Genomic DNA, 13,080 nt, shown 5'->3' with positions numbered 1-13,080 from the left:
CTTCAGGTAATCTTAAAGGCTATTGTAACAACAGTGGTCGGCTAACCGGTGCTTCCGAATCCCCCTTCCCCTCTAAGGGTAGGGTCTAAGGTTGCAACCTGCCTTCCCTCAAGGGGGTAGAAGCGCCTCGGAATAAGCTGAACAGCCCTCCAGGGTAGCTCCGGTTCGGGAGCTTCCGGGTCCACCTTAACAAGGGGCACCTTGACGGTTCCCCTGTAGGTCATATCGATAATCCCAACGGAGTTTGCAAGCATAAAACCGCTTTTAAAAATTGAGGAGCGGGGAACTAAGTCGAAGTAGTAACCGGGAGGGGGCGACACCCTAACGCCCGTATCGAAGAAGTAGAGGTTTCCCCTCTTCTCAACGAGCCTAATCAGGTGAAGGTCAAAGCCGCTGTCGGAAACCCTCTTCTTATAGGGAGGAAGAGCTCCCTCCTCAAGGGAGTAGCTGAAAAATGTTCTCTCCCAGCTCTCTCCGGTTATAAACTTTAAGAACTTCTCAAAGAAGAACTCGCTCCTCTCTTCCGGCTCTTCATCGTAAAGGGAGTGGAGGAAGAGGTTTGCACCCTCTCCCCTTATGAAGAAGCCGCCTGCACAGTAGTGGGCTCCAAAGGGAGCCAGAAGCTCAGAGAGGCTACTACGGAAACCCTCCGGAGAGGGAACGTAAACCGTTTTGCTGCCCCAAGAGCCGGCAGACTCAAAAAGTCCCCTGACGAAGGAGAGGTCCGGGCCTTCTACTTTAGGAAAGGTTCCAACTCTAACGAGGAAACCGCCCCTCCGGGGCTCCACAGAGGCCCCGAGGAGGCGGGCAAGTTTTAAAGCAACGTCGGCAAAACGCTCTTCAAGCTCAAACTCAAGGCCCCTGCCGTAAACCCAGCCCGCGGCCCAGTTACTCATCCTTCTTCTCCTTTTCGGGCTGAGAGTAGAAACCTCCGGTCTCGCGGAGTTTCTTCTCCTCCTCCCTCGTAACGTCTATGCGGCTGAGCTTGGGCCTGCCGAACTGGTCGAACTCAACGATTTTGACCGGAATGAGGTCGGAAACCTTAATCTTCTCGAATATGTTCTCCCTGAGCTCGGGCGGGAGCTTGGAGATGTGAACAAGCCCCACTTTACCCGGCGCAAGCTCAACAAAGGCACCGTAGTTCTCTACCCGCGTAACTTTACCCAGGTAGGTGTTTCCTACCTCGAGGTCTTTGGTTACGTCCTCTATCATCTTCAGAGCTTGAGCCGCAGCCTCTTCAGACGGTGCGGAGACGAGAACGGTTCCGTCTTCCTTAATCGTTATTTTCACTCCGGCTTTGTCTATGATGGTCTTGATGGTCTTACCGGACGGACCGATAAGGTCGCGGGTCTTCTCGGGGTCTATCTTCGTTGTAACTATCCTCGGAGCGTAAGGGGAGAGCTCTTTCCTGGGCTCGCTTATAACTGCATCCATCTTATCGAGGATAAACATCCTGCCCCGACGGGCCTGCTCAAGGGCCTTGGAGAGAACCTCACGGCTAATGCCCTTAACTTTAAGGTCCATCTGGATGGCCGTTACACCTTTTCTGGTTCCCGCCACTTTAAAGTCCATATCTCCTAAATGGTCTTCGTCTCCGAGGATGTCGGAGAGAACCACGAACTTGTCGCCCTCCATGATGAGGCCCATTGCTATACCGGCAACCTGAGCCTTTATGGGAACGCCGGCATCCATGAGGGAAAGTGAACCGCCGCACACGGTAGCCATAGAGGAGGAGCCGTTGGACTCGAGGATGTCGGAAACGACCCTGATAACGTAGGGAAACTCCTCCTCGGGGGGAATAACCGGAGCAAGAGCCCTTTCGGCAAGGGCACCGTGTCCGATTTCACGGCGTCCGGGCCCCCTCATGGGGGAGATTTCGCCTACACAGAAGGGGGGGAAGTTGTAGTGGAGCATAAAGCGCTTCTGCTCTTCGGGCATAAGGCCTTCAACGAGCTGGTACTCCTCGGGAGTTCCCAAGGTGGTGGTGACAAGAGCCTGGGTCTGGCCGCGGGTAAAAAGGGCAGAGCCGTGGGCCCTGGGGAGGAGCCCAACCTCTATGGAGATGGGCCTGATTTCGTCGGGTTTCCTGCCGTCTATCCTCACGCCCCTTTCAAGGACCATCTTCCTGACAAACTCCTTCTCGGCCTCATTAAAGGCCTCTTTGGCAAGGTGGTGGTCTTCTTCGGGAATGTTGAGCTCTATGAGCATAAGCTCTTTAAGCTCGCGAAGTTTCTCGCGCCTTTCGTGCTTGTCCTTTATGGTTATTACAGGCTCTATACGCTCAAATACCCACTGTTTTATGCGCTCTTTGGTGGCGGGGTCGAGCTCGGGAGCAACAAACTGGTACTTGGGCTTTCCGGCAAGGTTGCGAAGCTCGTCTTGAGCCTTAACAATCTTTTTAATCTCTTCGTGGGCAAGGAGGATGGCATCGAGGACTTCCTCTTCGGGAACCTCCTTGGCACCCCCTTCAACCATAACAACGGCGTCTTCCGTTCCGGAAACGATGAGGTCTATATCGGCCCTCTGCCTCTCTTCGTAAGAGGGGTTTATAACCAGCTTACCGTCTACCCTTGCAACCCTTACGGCTCCTACCGGTTTTTCAAAGGGTATCCGGGATATGTGCAGGGCGGCGGAAGCTCCGTTAATTGCAAGAACAGCAGGGTCGTTCTCCTGGTCGGCAGATATGACAAAGGCTATAACCTGAACGTCGTTCCTGAAGCCTTTCGGGAAAATCGGCCTTATGGAGCGGTCTGTAACGCGGGCTTTCAGAATCTCCTCATCGGTGGGCTTACCCTCACGTTTTATAAAACCGCCGGGAATCTTACCTGCGGCGTAAGCCCTCTCCCTGTACTCCACCAGCAGGGGGAAGAAGTCTACATCTTCCCTGGGCTCATCGCTCATAACGGCGGTTACAAGAACGATGGTGTCTCCCTGGGAAACGAGAACGGAGCCGTCTGCCTGCTTGGCCACTTTTCCGGTCTGAAAACGCATAGGACGGCCGCCAACCTCTATTGCAACCTCTGATATGGACATCTTTCTCCTCCGGTTAAAGTTGTTTTTGGTGCTTCTGACAATAAAAGAATAGGAAATTTACGACGGCGGTGGAATGATATCACAGGGAGGGGAAGGCTTGAGAAGGGGGCCGAGCCCCCGGGGAGTTACTTCCTGAGACCAAGCTTCAGAACGATGTTCTGGTACCTGTTAAAGTCCTTCTCCTTCAGGTACTTAAGGAGTTTCTTACGCCTACCTACGAGCCTCTGAAGGGCCCTCTTGTTGTAGTTGTCGTGCTTGTGCTCTTTAAAGTGTTCGGTCAGGTTCTTAATCCTCTCGGTGAGAATGGCAATCTGAACTTCAGGAGAACCGGTATCTTTCTCGTGGAAGCCGTACTTCTTAACAATCTCCTGGATAACGTCCTTGTCAACAGCCATCTAAAACCTCCCATTTCGTTTCACCGGTGGCAAAAGGCAACTGGAAATTTAACAAAGCAGCCAGCGCTTGTAAAGAGGTCAACCGGAGAACTCCTCCTTAATCCTCAGTAAGTTAGAAACGAGCTCTTCACAGCTCTTACTTCTCATAATGGCGTCGTTGAGCTTCGCCTTACCGCGCACCCCTTTAAAGAGCTGACTTATCTGGGCCTTTATCGCTTTGCACGCCTTTTCCTTCGGGAAGTAACCCCACATCAGCTCAAGCTCGCGTAGAATAAAATCTACCCGCTCGGCCAGCGAAACCTCAATATCTCTGCGCTCTTTATACTCTTTGAATATCCAGGGGTTTGAAACGGCGGCCCTGCCCACCATAACGCCGTTACAGCCCGTCTGCTCGAACTTCTCGTCTATTTGGCGCCAGCTCCTCACATCGCCACTCCCTATAACCGGAACGGAGCCCGCAATCTCCTTTAGTGCCTTTACCCTGCTCCAGTCAGCACTGCCGCTAAAACCCTGAACGGCAAGTCGGGGATGGAGAGCTATGGCGGAAACTCCCGCCTTCAGCAGGTTTTCGGCTATCTCCTCGAGGGTATCCTCGTAAAACCCGAGCCTTATCTTTACCGTAACCGGAATTCCTAAAGGCTTCAAGGCTTTAACAGTTTCTTCTACTATTCTTCCCATCTCCTCCGGGTACTGGAGGAGGTAGCCCGCAGCCTTCGCCTTGAGCACCTTCTTAACCGAGCAGCCGAAGTTTATGTCTATCGCCTCCGGCCTGTACTTAGAGGCAAGTACGTAGGCTCCCTGGGCAATCTCCTCAGGGTTTTGGCCGTAAACCTGAAGGTGAATCGGGCGTTCCGAGTCGGTAAAGAAGGAGAGCTCCTTCTCCTCTCCCCTGCGGGCTATCCCCGTTGCGTTCATAAGCTCGGAGTAGGTTCTATCTGCCCCCAACTCCCTACATAAAAGCCTGAAGGCCGAGTGGGTGTAGCCGGCCATAGGGGCCAGTATCACCTCTCGGTCTATTTTTAAGCTCACCGGAGCTTCTCCCGAGGAATAACTGTGCCTTCACTTACCCCCCTCCAGTGGGAAGCAACAACAACCGCCCCCAAACGGGGGTCAAAAACGGCCACCCAGCGGGAGGGGTGGTAAGCATGAAGGAGTCTTCCGTAAAACCAAATAGGCCCTCTCCCACTGAGAATAACACCCTTATCAAAAGGGACTTCAGGTAACTCTATCGAAAAACCTTCTTCAACAGATAAAACACCGTCGACTATCTCAAACTCAACCAAGGTAGCATCAATTTCTGAAAGTTCTTTCACCTCAAACCTAACCACTTGCCCCCTCCCTCGCCTTCTGTTTCAGGTAAGCCTCTATGAAGAGGTCTATGTCGCCGTCCATAACGGCGTCTATGTTGGAGGTTTCTACTCCCGTCCTGTGGTCTTTAACGAGCCTGTAGGGCTGGAAGATGTAAGAGCGTATCTGGTTACCCCAGGCTATACTCTTATGCTCGCCCCTGGCCTGGGCAATCTTCTCCTCCCTCTTCTGACGCTCAAGCTCGTAGAGGCGGGCCTTCAGTATCTTCATTGCCCGCTGACGGTTCTGAATCTGGGAGCGCTCGCTCTGACACGTTACAACTATACCCGTAGGGATGTGGGTTATCCGAACGGCGGAATCTGTTTTATTAACGTGCTGACCACCGGCACCGGAGGCCCTGTAGGTGTCTATCCTCAGGTCCTCCTCTTTTATCTCAACCTCTATGTCTTCGTCGATTTCCGGAACAACTATAACGCCGCAGAAGGAGGTGTGGCGGCGGGCGTTAGCGTCAAAGGGTGAGATTCTCACGAGCCGGTGGGTACCGTGCTCGGCCCTAAGGAAGCCATAGGCGTAAGGGCCTTTAATGAGCAGGGTTGCGCTCTTTATTCCGGCCTCTTCGTTCTCCTGAAGGTCGAGTATCTCAACTTCGAAGCCCTTTCTCTCGGCCCAGCGAATGTACATTCTCATCAGCATCTGGGCCCAGTCGCAGCTCTCGGTTCCGCCGGCTCCTGCGTGAATCGTAACTATGGCATTGTTTTTGTCGAACTCTCCCGAGAGGACCTTTTTAACCTCGAGACGGTCGAGGGTTTTATCGAGGTCGGAGAGCATCTGCTCGGCTTCGTCAAGGAGAGAGCCGTCCTGCTCTTCCTCGGCCATCTCTATGAGAACTTCGCTGTCTTCTATTTTCTGTTCAACCGACTTAAAGGCCTCGAGTTCCTGTTCAAGGTGGTTCCTCTCAACGGAGAGGCTCTGAGCCTTCTTGGGGTCGTTCCAGAAATCCGGGGAGGCCATCTCCTCCTCTATCTCGGAGAGACGCCTCTTCATCTTATCGAGGTCAAAAATACCCCCTTATTTCGGCATACTTCTCCTTGAGCTTCGAAACCTGCTCTTTAAGCTCCTGAACCCGCTCTATCATCTCGCTCCCCTATAAACTTTTCCCGGCTTAATGTAGGGCCGTTAACCCTTCTCAGCAACCCAAAGGCCAACGGTTATGCCGCCGTTTGAGAAATGGGTAACCTGCTCTACCGGCAACCCCGTTTCACGGGCCAGCCTCCTGCCGGGAGCAAGGAACAGGAGTTTGTATCGTTTGAAGTTCGTCTCTACCCACTCCCCAAGCCGCCTGTAAACTTGAGAGGCCCGAACGAAGGTAAGCCTTACGCCATAAGGAGGGTTCGTAACTATGAAGGCTTCGCTGAAGTTGAGCTCGGGGAAGGAGAGGTTCTTAAAGGTGACAAACCTCTCAACCCCCGCGGCACGGGCGTTTTTCTCGGCAGCCGAAACTGCATCGGGGTCTATGTCGAACCCGAGAACGGGAACGTTGACTGGGCGTACACCGGATAGGGCCTCGGACTTAACCTCCTCCCAGAGGGAACTATCGAAGTTGGGCCACTTCATAAAGGCAAACTCCCTCTTGAAGCCGGGCGGAATATTTGCAGCAATGAGGGCCGCCTCTATCGGTATGGTTCCGGAGCCGCAAAAGGGGTCTACAAGGGGAACTTCTCCCCTCCAGCCGGAAAGCAGAACCATTGCGGCCGCCAGGTTCTCCCTGAGGGGAGCTTCGGTTTCGGCAACCCTGTAGCCCCTTCTATGGAGGAGAGCTCCGGAGCTGTTTACGCTAATCGTGCAGATATCGTTCTCGAACCGAACTATTACGCTGGTTCCCTCGTCTTCGTAGTCGGTGGTTTTGGGCTCAAAGCCGACTACCTCTTTAATGGCACGCAGGACTCTCTCCTCTATTGCCTTGGTGTGGTAAAGCTTGGAGCGGCGCGACGTTGCCCTCACTTTTATGGGAAGCTCGGGGGTGATGTAGTGGCTCCAGGGGCATTTGGAGGCCTTTCTCACAAGCTCGGCAAAGTGTTTTGCCCTGAAAGTGCAGAGCCTAACGAGAACCCTGCTTGCGCTCCTGAGCCAGAGGTTCGCTCTGTAGAGCTCCCTCAGGCCCCCTTCGAACTCAACGCCCCCGGGCAGGATGGTGCCGTTAAGGCCGAGGGTTTGAAGCTCATCGGCGGTCACCTGCTCTATTCCCGGCTGAGATACTGCAAAGAGCTTCACCTCACCTCCAACAGCTCTTTAAGTTCAAGGGCTAAGCGCTCAATCGCCCCGCCCGAGAGCTTCTGCTTAACGTCGGTTTGAAGCTCCTTTCTCAGGGAGTCCCTCTTCCCGAGAAGCTCCTTAAAAGCCGGAACGAGGCACTCGGGTCGAACCCTATCTTGAAGGAGCTCCGGAACCACCTCCCTGCCGGCAACTATGTTGGGAAGCGATACGTAGGGAAGCTTTACCACCCTTTTCGCAACGGCGTAGGTGAGCCTGTTGAGCCTGTAAACAACAAGGTGGGGAAGTCCTGCAATGGCCGCCTCAAGGCTCGCCGTTCCCGAGGCTACAATGCCGGCTTCTGCAAAATAGAGCAGGTCGTACCGAAACTCCGGAGGGACGAGAGTAACGTCTGCTCCCGAATCAAGAACCTCCCTTTCAACGGCAGAGAAGTTAAGGCTCTCGGCAACCGGCAGGGCGAACTTTAGCTTAAGCTCTCGGGCGGTCTGAAGGAGAGGCCGGAGGAGGTACTTCATCTCCGAAGGCCTGCTTCCGGGAAGTAGGGCGTAAAAGGGCACTTCAAGGCCGAAACGGGAGGCAAACTCCTCCCGGGAGAGCTTCGGCCTCACCATATCCACAAGGGGGTTGCCAATAAACAGGGCGTTTACCCCCCGTCGAAGGTAGAACTCCTCCTCGAAGGGGAATATAACAAAGACCTTCTCCACACACTCTTTCAGAACCTTAACCCTCCTCTCTCCCCAGGCCCACAGCTTGGGAGGAATGAAGTAGAAAACCCTAATGCCGAGCCTCTTTGCCTCCCTGGCAAGCCAGAGGTTAAAACCGGGAAAGTCCACGAGCAAAACGGCATCGGGCCTTTTCTCCCGAAGGAAGGAAACGAGCCTGCGCCTTGCCCGAAAAACCTCCGGGAGCTTTGAAATCACCTCAAAGAGGCCGAAGGCCGTAAGGCGGGAAGTGTCAAGGACAAGCTCCACACCGTCAACGGGAGCAAGGAGGGCGCCGTAGAGCTCAACGCTCCCCTTAAGGTAGGGGACAAGCTCCCTAACGTAGTTAAACCCGGAAAGCTCCCCGGAGACTATAAGGAGTGAGCTCATATCAGCTTCAGGAAGTTCTCGATGATTTTTATACCGTCTTCCGTAAGAACCGACTCGGGGTGGAACTGAACGCCGTATATGGGGTACTTCCTGTGGCGAATCCCCATTATCTCCCGGTCGTCTTCGCTCTCGGCAGTTATCTCAAAGTCGGAAGGGAGGGTTTCCCTATCGATAACCAAAGAATGGTAGCGAATGGCCGAGAAGGGGTTCTTCATTCCGTTAAACAGGTAGCGGCCGTCGTGAACGATGTTTGAAGCTTTTCCGTGCATAAGCTTCTTGGCCCGGACAATTTTTGCGCCGAACGCAAAGCCTATAGACTGGTGCCCCAAACATATTCCGAAAATGGGGAGCTTCCCGGCAAAGTGCCTTATCGCCTCAACGGAAACCCCGGCCTCACGGGGGGTGCAGGGGCCGGGGGAGATTACGAGGGCTTGGGGGTGAAGCTCCTCAATCTCGGGAACCGTAATCTTATCATTCCTCACAACCCTCACATCGGCCCCGAGCTTACCGAAGTACTGGACAACGTTGTAGGTGAAAGAGTCGTAGTTATCTATCATCAAAATCATCTCGTCTCCTTAAACCCCTTACAGATTTTCTCTCCCCACTCGGCAAGGGCGGAAACGTAGTTATCGGAAGGCAGCGGATTCAAAACCAAAAGCCTGCCCCCTATCTCCTTGGCAACAAGTTCGGGAACCTTACGGTCGGAGAAGCTCTCAGAAACAACAAGCTTTGCCCCCAGGCTCTTGGCCTCCTCAACAACCTCCCTTATCCTCTCGGGAGTTACCTGCTCCTCCGGGCTCCTCGCAATCTCTATAACCTTAATGCCGAAAGTATCAAAAAAGGGCTTCCAAACGGGGTGGTAAACAACAACCGCCTTGGCACCGCTCTCCTTAAAACACCCCTCCATCTTACCTATCAGCTGCTCAATCATAGAGGCGTAATCCTCGGCCCGCTTTGTATAGTAAGTCTCCCTTTTTGGATAAAAGGCGGTAAGCCTGTGGGCAACCTCAAAATAAACGTCCTCCATAATAACCGGGTTCATCCACAGGTGGTAGTCGGGCCGCTTTATCTGCGGGTACTTCTTGGCAAACAGAGCTCCCAGGTCAAGAACCTTCTTCCTGTCTATCCCCTTAAGGGCCCAGTCATCAAGGCCGAGGCCGTGAATAATAACCAAAGAGGCCTCCTTAAGCTTCTTATAGTCGGAAGGTTTTGGCTCATAACCGTGGGGAGACTCCCCTCCCTTCAAAATAGAGTAGTAGCGGAAATCGGTTCCACCGATGTAGTAGGCAACACTCTTCCACACCGGCAGTGTAGTGGTAACCAAGGGCTTACCCTTCTCCCCCTTAAAACAGGAAACGAGCAGAAGCGGGAAAACCAGCAGCAAGAAGAGAAGGCGCTTCATAACAGAAACCTCCGGTTAAGCTAAGGCTATTTTAATTCAACTGTTATAATTTAGCCCAACCTTCCCCCTACCACAAAAGAGCCAGAGGTCGGCATGCTCAAGAGGAAAAAGGCGATTCTCGCCCTCGAAGACGGCACCTACTACGAGGGGCTCAGCTTCGGTGCCGAAGGAGAAACCTCCGGAGAGGTTGTCTTTACAACCTCCATGACCGGCTACCAGGAGATAATAACCGACCCCTCGTTTAAAGGCCAGATAGTTGTAATGACCTGTCCGCTCATAGGAAACGTAGGCGCAAACAGCGAAGACGTTGAGTCCGATGGCCCGAAAGCCGAAGGCTTTGTAGTTAAAGAGATATCCGAAATCTACTCCAACTGGCGGGCCGAAAAGTCCTTCGAAGACTACCTGAAAGAGTACGGCGTTGTGGGCATATGCGAAATAGATACCAGGGAGCTTACAAAGAAGCTCCGCTCGGCAGGAACCATGAGAGGGGTCATCTCCACAGTAGACCTCGACCCCGACAGTCTCATCACAAAGGCCCGCTCAATCCCGCCCATGGAAGGGCTAAACTTGGTAGACCTGGTAACAACCAAAGAACCCTACGAGTGGAAATGGGGAACCTGGAAACTGGGGGAAGGCTACCCTGAAAGGAAAGACTTCAAGTACTCGGTTGTAGTCCTCGACTTCGGAATAAGGTACAACATACTGAGGAACCTCGTAGACGTAGGGATAAAGCCGATAGTTGTCCCCGCCCAAACCCCGCCGGAAGAGATACTGAAAATGAACCCCGACGGTATATTCCTCTCCTGCGGCCCGGGAGACCCTGCGGCAGTCACCTACGCCATAGAGACAATCAGATACCTAATAGCGACCTACAACAAACCCATATTCGGCATCTGCCTGGGCCACCAACTGACCGCCCTCGCCCTGGGAGCCTCAACCTACAAACTGAAGTTCGGCCATAGGGGTGCAAACCAGCCGGTGAAGAACCTAAAAACCGGCAGAGTGGAGATAACGGCCCAGAACCACGGCTTTGCCGTAGACGAATCCACACTGCCAGACGAACTGCAGGTAACCCACTACTCCCTCAACGACGGAACCGTAGAGGGGCTTAAACACAAAACAAAACCCCTCTTTACAGTTCAGTACCACCCGGAGAGCTCTCCCGGTCCCCACGACTCCAGGTACCTGTTCAGAGAATTTGAAAAACTAATTGCCGACTATAGGGGGAAGTAGAGGGTTGGACTTCGACGTCATAGTCTCGGGCCTTGGGCCCGCCGGCTGCACGTTTCTGAGAGAGCTCCGCAGGAGAAATCCCGACCTGAAAGTCCTTGCCCTCGATAGGGCCGAGTTTCCCAGACACAAGCCGTGTGCCGGAGGGCTCACTCCAAAGGCCTACAGACTCTTAAAGGAACTGTTCCCCGAGCTCGACACCGTAGTCGAAAGAAGGGTAAACAGATTCAAGCTCTTTTTCAAAAACAGAGAAGTGGAGCTTCCCTCCCCCAACCCACTCGTCTACCTCACAAAACGCAAACGGCTCGACCATCTACTTTTCAAACTGGCAACGGAGAACACAGAAGTAAAACTCGGAGAAACGGTTCTCGGCGCAGAAAAGTACAAAAACGGCTGGAAAGTCAAAACCGACAAAAGAACGTACACAACAAAACTTCTCATAGGGGCAGACGGCGTTAACAGCCGCTTGTCGAGGCAGTTTAAGGTTAAACGGGAAATCGGGTTCACCTACGAAGTAGAAGTTGAAGCAGAGCTCAACCACATAACCATAGACTTTACAGGCTTCAAATGGGGCTACTACTGGGCCTTCCCGAAAGAGGGCAGCGTAACCACCGGAGCGGGCGAGTTCAAAAGGGGCAACTTTAAAAAGCTGAGAGAGCTCACAACCCTGCTAAACAGAAAACACGGCCTAACGGGCAGGAACCTCTGGGAGGGCGGATTTCCCATACCGGCAGGAAGGCCCGAATGCGACGTTCAAAGGGGTCCACTGCTCTTCCTGGGAGACGCTGCAGGCCTTGTGGACCCCTTAACGGGAGAGGGAATATACTACGCAGCCCGCAGCGGTCAAATCGCGGCAGCTGCGGTTTCAAACTTCTTCAGCAAAGGGCCGAAAGCGCTCGAAGAGTACCGAGTGAGAATAAACCGTGAGTTCGGCGGCGAGTTCCGCTGGGCAAGGGTAGTGGGATGGCTCTTTTTCAAGTTCCCCTCCCTCAACCTGAAAGTGGTTAAAAACTCCCCCCAACTCATCAAGATAACCGCAGAGCTCCTCACGGGGGAACTGCCCTACAGAGCGGCATTCCTTAAATTTATTAAATTGGCTCCAAAAGCGCTCTTAAAGGGGTAAACAATGCTTCAAGTATCGGTGAAAAAGGGAAAAGAGAAGCGTATAAGAGGGTTCCACCCTTGGGTCTATAAAAACGACATACTCTCCTTCTCCCGAAAGCCCAAGCCGGGCGAGCTCTGCACAGTCAGAGACTACAGAGGTGCGTTCCTCGCAAAGGGCTACATAAACCCCGACAGCTACATAGCGATTCGACTCCTCACCTTTAAGAAGGAAGAAGAGATAGACCTTGAGTTCTTCAAAAGGCGCATAAAAGAGGCACTCGACTACAGGCGAGCAGTCGTTCCGGAAAACTGTACGGCCTTCAGGCTGATTCACTCTGAAGCCGACTACCTACCCGGCCTCATAGTAGACTACTACAGCGGATACCTGGTCATCCAGGTTACCACCTTGGGAATGGAGATACTTAAAGAACAAGTAGCTAAAGCCTTAGTAGAAGTAGTAAAACCGAAAGGAATATACGAAAAATCAACCGTCCAAACCAGGGAGCTCGAAGGGCTACCCCTCGTTGAACAGCCGCTCTACGGAGACATTCCCGAAAGGGTTGTGATTCTGGAAAACGGCATAAAGTTTAACGTCCAGATAGTGGGCGGCCAGAAAACCGGCTACTTCCTCGACCAGAGGGAGAACAAGCTCCTCTTTGCCACAGAGTTCGTGAAGGAGGGAGACAGAGTACTGGACGCCTTCTGCCACCTGGGAGGTTTCGGAATTCACGCGGCGGTCATAGGAAAGGCCGGTGAAGTGGTGGCAGTAGACAGCTCCCAGCTGGCACTCGACCTTGCAAGGGAGAACGCCGCCCTCAACGGGGTTGAAGAGAAGTTCACCTTCGTTAAGGGAGATGCCTTTAAGGTTCTGAAGGAGATGAGCCTTTGGGGGGAGAAGTTCGACTCGATAGTTATAGACCCTCCGGCCTTTGCAAAGAGCAAGAAGGTCCTTGAGCAGGCTAAGAAAGGCTATAAGGAGCTCTTTTTAAGGGGACTGAAAATGCTCAAACCCGGCGGGAACATAGTGGTCTGTTCGTGCTCCCACCACGTAACGCCGCCGATACTCGAAGAGATCCTGCTCTCTGCAGCCTACGATACGAGAACCCCCTTAAAAGTCCTTTATACAACCTACCAGGCAAAAGACCACCCCTTCGTTCTCCAGATACCCGAATCCCGCTACTTAAAGTGTATATTTGCTAAGAGCTTTCCCTGGGAAATTTAAATAACAAACCAAGCACTGGGAGGG

13 protein-coding genes are annotated in these 13,080 nt (G+C 53.1%); 3 read left to right on the top strand and 10 right to left on the bottom strand.

Annotated elements, in window-relative coordinates:
* Positions 1–41 precede the first annotated feature (41 nt).
* The 10 genes from THEAM_RS01265 to THEAM_RS01220 form a co-directional block, all read right to left on the bottom strand.
* Complete coding sequence (locus THEAM_RS01265; protein ID WP_013537006.1) at positions 42–896, bottom strand: dUTP diphosphatase; 855 nt, start codon at positions 894–896, stop codon at positions 42–44.
* The gene (locus THEAM_RS01260) at positions 889–3,033 is read right to left on the bottom strand and encodes a polyribonucleotide nucleotidyltransferase (RefSeq protein WP_013537005.1); all 2,145 of its coding nucleotides are present in this window, start codon (positions 3,031–3,033) and stop codon (positions 889–891) included. Before THEAM_RS01260 ends, THEAM_RS01265 begins: the two co-directional genes overlap by 8 nt.
* A 125-nt stretch (positions 3,034–3,158) precedes the next feature.
* Positions 3,159–3,428: a 30S ribosomal protein S15 gene (rpsO, locus tag THEAM_RS01255; RefSeq protein ID WP_013537004.1), complete on the bottom strand. Its 270-nt coding sequence runs from the start codon at positions 3,426–3,428 to the stop codon at positions 3,159–3,161.
* A 78-nt stretch (positions 3,429–3,506) separates the two neighbouring features.
* Positions 3,507–4,457: a tRNA dihydrouridine synthase gene (locus tag THEAM_RS01250; RefSeq protein ID WP_013537003.1), complete on the bottom strand. Its 951-nt coding sequence runs from the start codon at positions 4,455–4,457 to the stop codon at positions 3,507–3,509.
* A complete protein-coding gene (crn3, locus tag THEAM_RS01245) occupies positions 4,454–4,756 on the bottom strand; it encodes a CRISPR-associated ring nuclease Crn3/Csx3 (protein ID WP_013537002.1) in 303 nt (100 codons plus the stop codon). The genes THEAM_RS01250 and crn3 overlap by 4 nt, the downstream gene beginning before the upstream one ends.
* Positions 4,749–5,871, bottom strand: a protein-coding gene (gene prfB, locus THEAM_RS01240; RefSeq protein WP_013537001.1) for a peptide chain release factor 2 whose coding sequence is annotated in 2 segments (ribosomal slippage) — positions 4,749–5,795 and positions 5,797–5,871 — 1,122 coding nt in all. Because the reading frame shifts where the segments join, the coding sequence is not laid out codon by codon here. Before prfB ends, crn3 begins: the two co-directional genes overlap by 8 nt.
* Before the next feature lie 41 nt (positions 5,872–5,912).
* Positions 5,913–7,007: a THUMP domain-containing class I SAM-dependent RNA methyltransferase gene (locus THEAM_RS01235; protein ID WP_013537000.1), complete on the bottom strand. Its 1,095-nt coding sequence runs from the start codon at positions 7,005–7,007 to the stop codon at positions 5,913–5,915.
* On the bottom strand, positions 7,004–8,098 hold the full coding sequence (lpxB, locus tag THEAM_RS01230; protein WP_013536999.1) for a lipid-A-disaccharide synthase: 1,095 nt from the start codon (positions 8,096–8,098) through the stop codon (positions 7,004–7,006). Before lpxB ends, THEAM_RS01235 begins: the two co-directional genes overlap by 4 nt.
* Positions 8,095–8,664: an anthranilate synthase component II gene (locus tag THEAM_RS01225; RefSeq protein WP_013536998.1), complete on the bottom strand. Its 570-nt coding sequence runs from the start codon at positions 8,662–8,664 to the stop codon at positions 8,095–8,097. The genes lpxB and THEAM_RS01225 overlap by 4 nt, the downstream gene beginning before the upstream one ends.
* Positions 8,661–9,500, bottom strand: a complete 840-nt coding sequence (locus THEAM_RS01220; protein ID WP_013536997.1) for a metal ABC transporter substrate-binding protein — start codon at positions 9,498–9,500, stop codon at positions 8,661–8,663. Before THEAM_RS01220 ends, THEAM_RS01225 begins: the two co-directional genes overlap by 4 nt.
* A gap of 93 nt (positions 9,501–9,593) precedes the next feature.
* Here THEAM_RS01220 and carA point away from each other — a divergent pair, with 93 nt between their 5' ends.
* From carA to THEAM_RS01205, 3 genes are read left to right on the top strand one after another with little or no spacing between them, the layout of a single operon-like run.
* Positions 9,594–10,733 carry a glutamine-hydrolyzing carbamoyl-phosphate synthase small subunit gene (gene carA, locus THEAM_RS01215; RefSeq protein ID WP_013536996.1) on the top strand — a complete coding sequence of 380 codons (1,140 nt, stop codon included), beginning with the start codon at positions 9,594–9,596 and terminating at the stop codon, positions 10,731–10,733.
* A 4-nt stretch (positions 10,734–10,737) separates the two neighbouring features.
* Positions 10,738–11,853 carry a geranylgeranyl reductase family protein gene (locus tag THEAM_RS01210; protein WP_013536995.1) on the top strand — a complete coding sequence of 372 codons (1,116 nt, stop codon included), beginning with the start codon at positions 10,738–10,740 and terminating at the stop codon, positions 11,851–11,853.
* 3 nt (positions 11,854–11,856) lie between these two features.
* Positions 11,857–13,056: a class I SAM-dependent rRNA methyltransferase gene (locus THEAM_RS01205; RefSeq protein WP_013536994.1), complete on the top strand. Its 1,200-nt coding sequence runs from the start codon at positions 11,857–11,859 to the stop codon at positions 13,054–13,056.
* The last annotated feature ends 24 nt before the right edge of the window (positions 13,057–13,080 follow it).

The organism is Thermovibrio ammonificans HB-1 (assembly GCF_000185805.1).
GTDB classification, from domain to species: Bacteria; Aquificota; Aquificia; order Desulfurobacteriales; family Desulfurobacteriaceae; genus Thermovibrio; species Thermovibrio ammonificans.
Note: the sequence above shows the minus strand (reverse complement) of the source record. Positions and strands in the feature narration are given on the sequence as shown.

Bases quoted from the DNA above. Each gene is read 5' to 3' on its own strand.
- THEAM_RS01220 (WP_013536997.1), bottom strand. From the start codon at position 9,500: ATGAAGCGCCTTCTCTTCTTGCTGCTGGTTTTCCCGCTTCTGCTCGTT.
- rpsO (WP_013537004.1), bottom strand. From the start codon at position 3,428: ATGGCTGTTGACAAGGACGTTATCCAGGAGATTGTTAAGAAGTACGGC.
- carA (WP_013536996.1), top strand. From the start codon at position 9,594: ATGCTCAAGAGGAAAAAGGCGATTCTCGCCCTCGAAGACGGCACCTAC.
- THEAM_RS01225 (WP_013536998.1), bottom strand. From the start codon at position 8,664: ATGATTTTGATGATAGATAACTACGACTCTTTCACCTACAACGTTGTC.
- THEAM_RS01260 (WP_013537005.1), bottom strand. From the start codon at position 3,033: ATGTCCATATCAGAGGTTGCAATAGAGGTTGGCGGCCGTCCTATGCGT.
- THEAM_RS01265 (WP_013537006.1), bottom strand. From the start codon at position 896: ATGAGTAACTGGGCCGCGGGCTGGGTTTACGGCAGGGGCCTTGAGTTT.
- lpxB (WP_013536999.1), bottom strand. From the start codon at position 8,098: ATGAGCTCACTCCTTATAGTCTCCGGGGAGCTTTCCGGGTTTAACTAC.
- THEAM_RS01205 (WP_013536994.1), top strand. From the start codon at position 11,857: ATGCTTCAAGTATCGGTGAAAAAGGGAAAAGAGAAGCGTATAAGAGGG.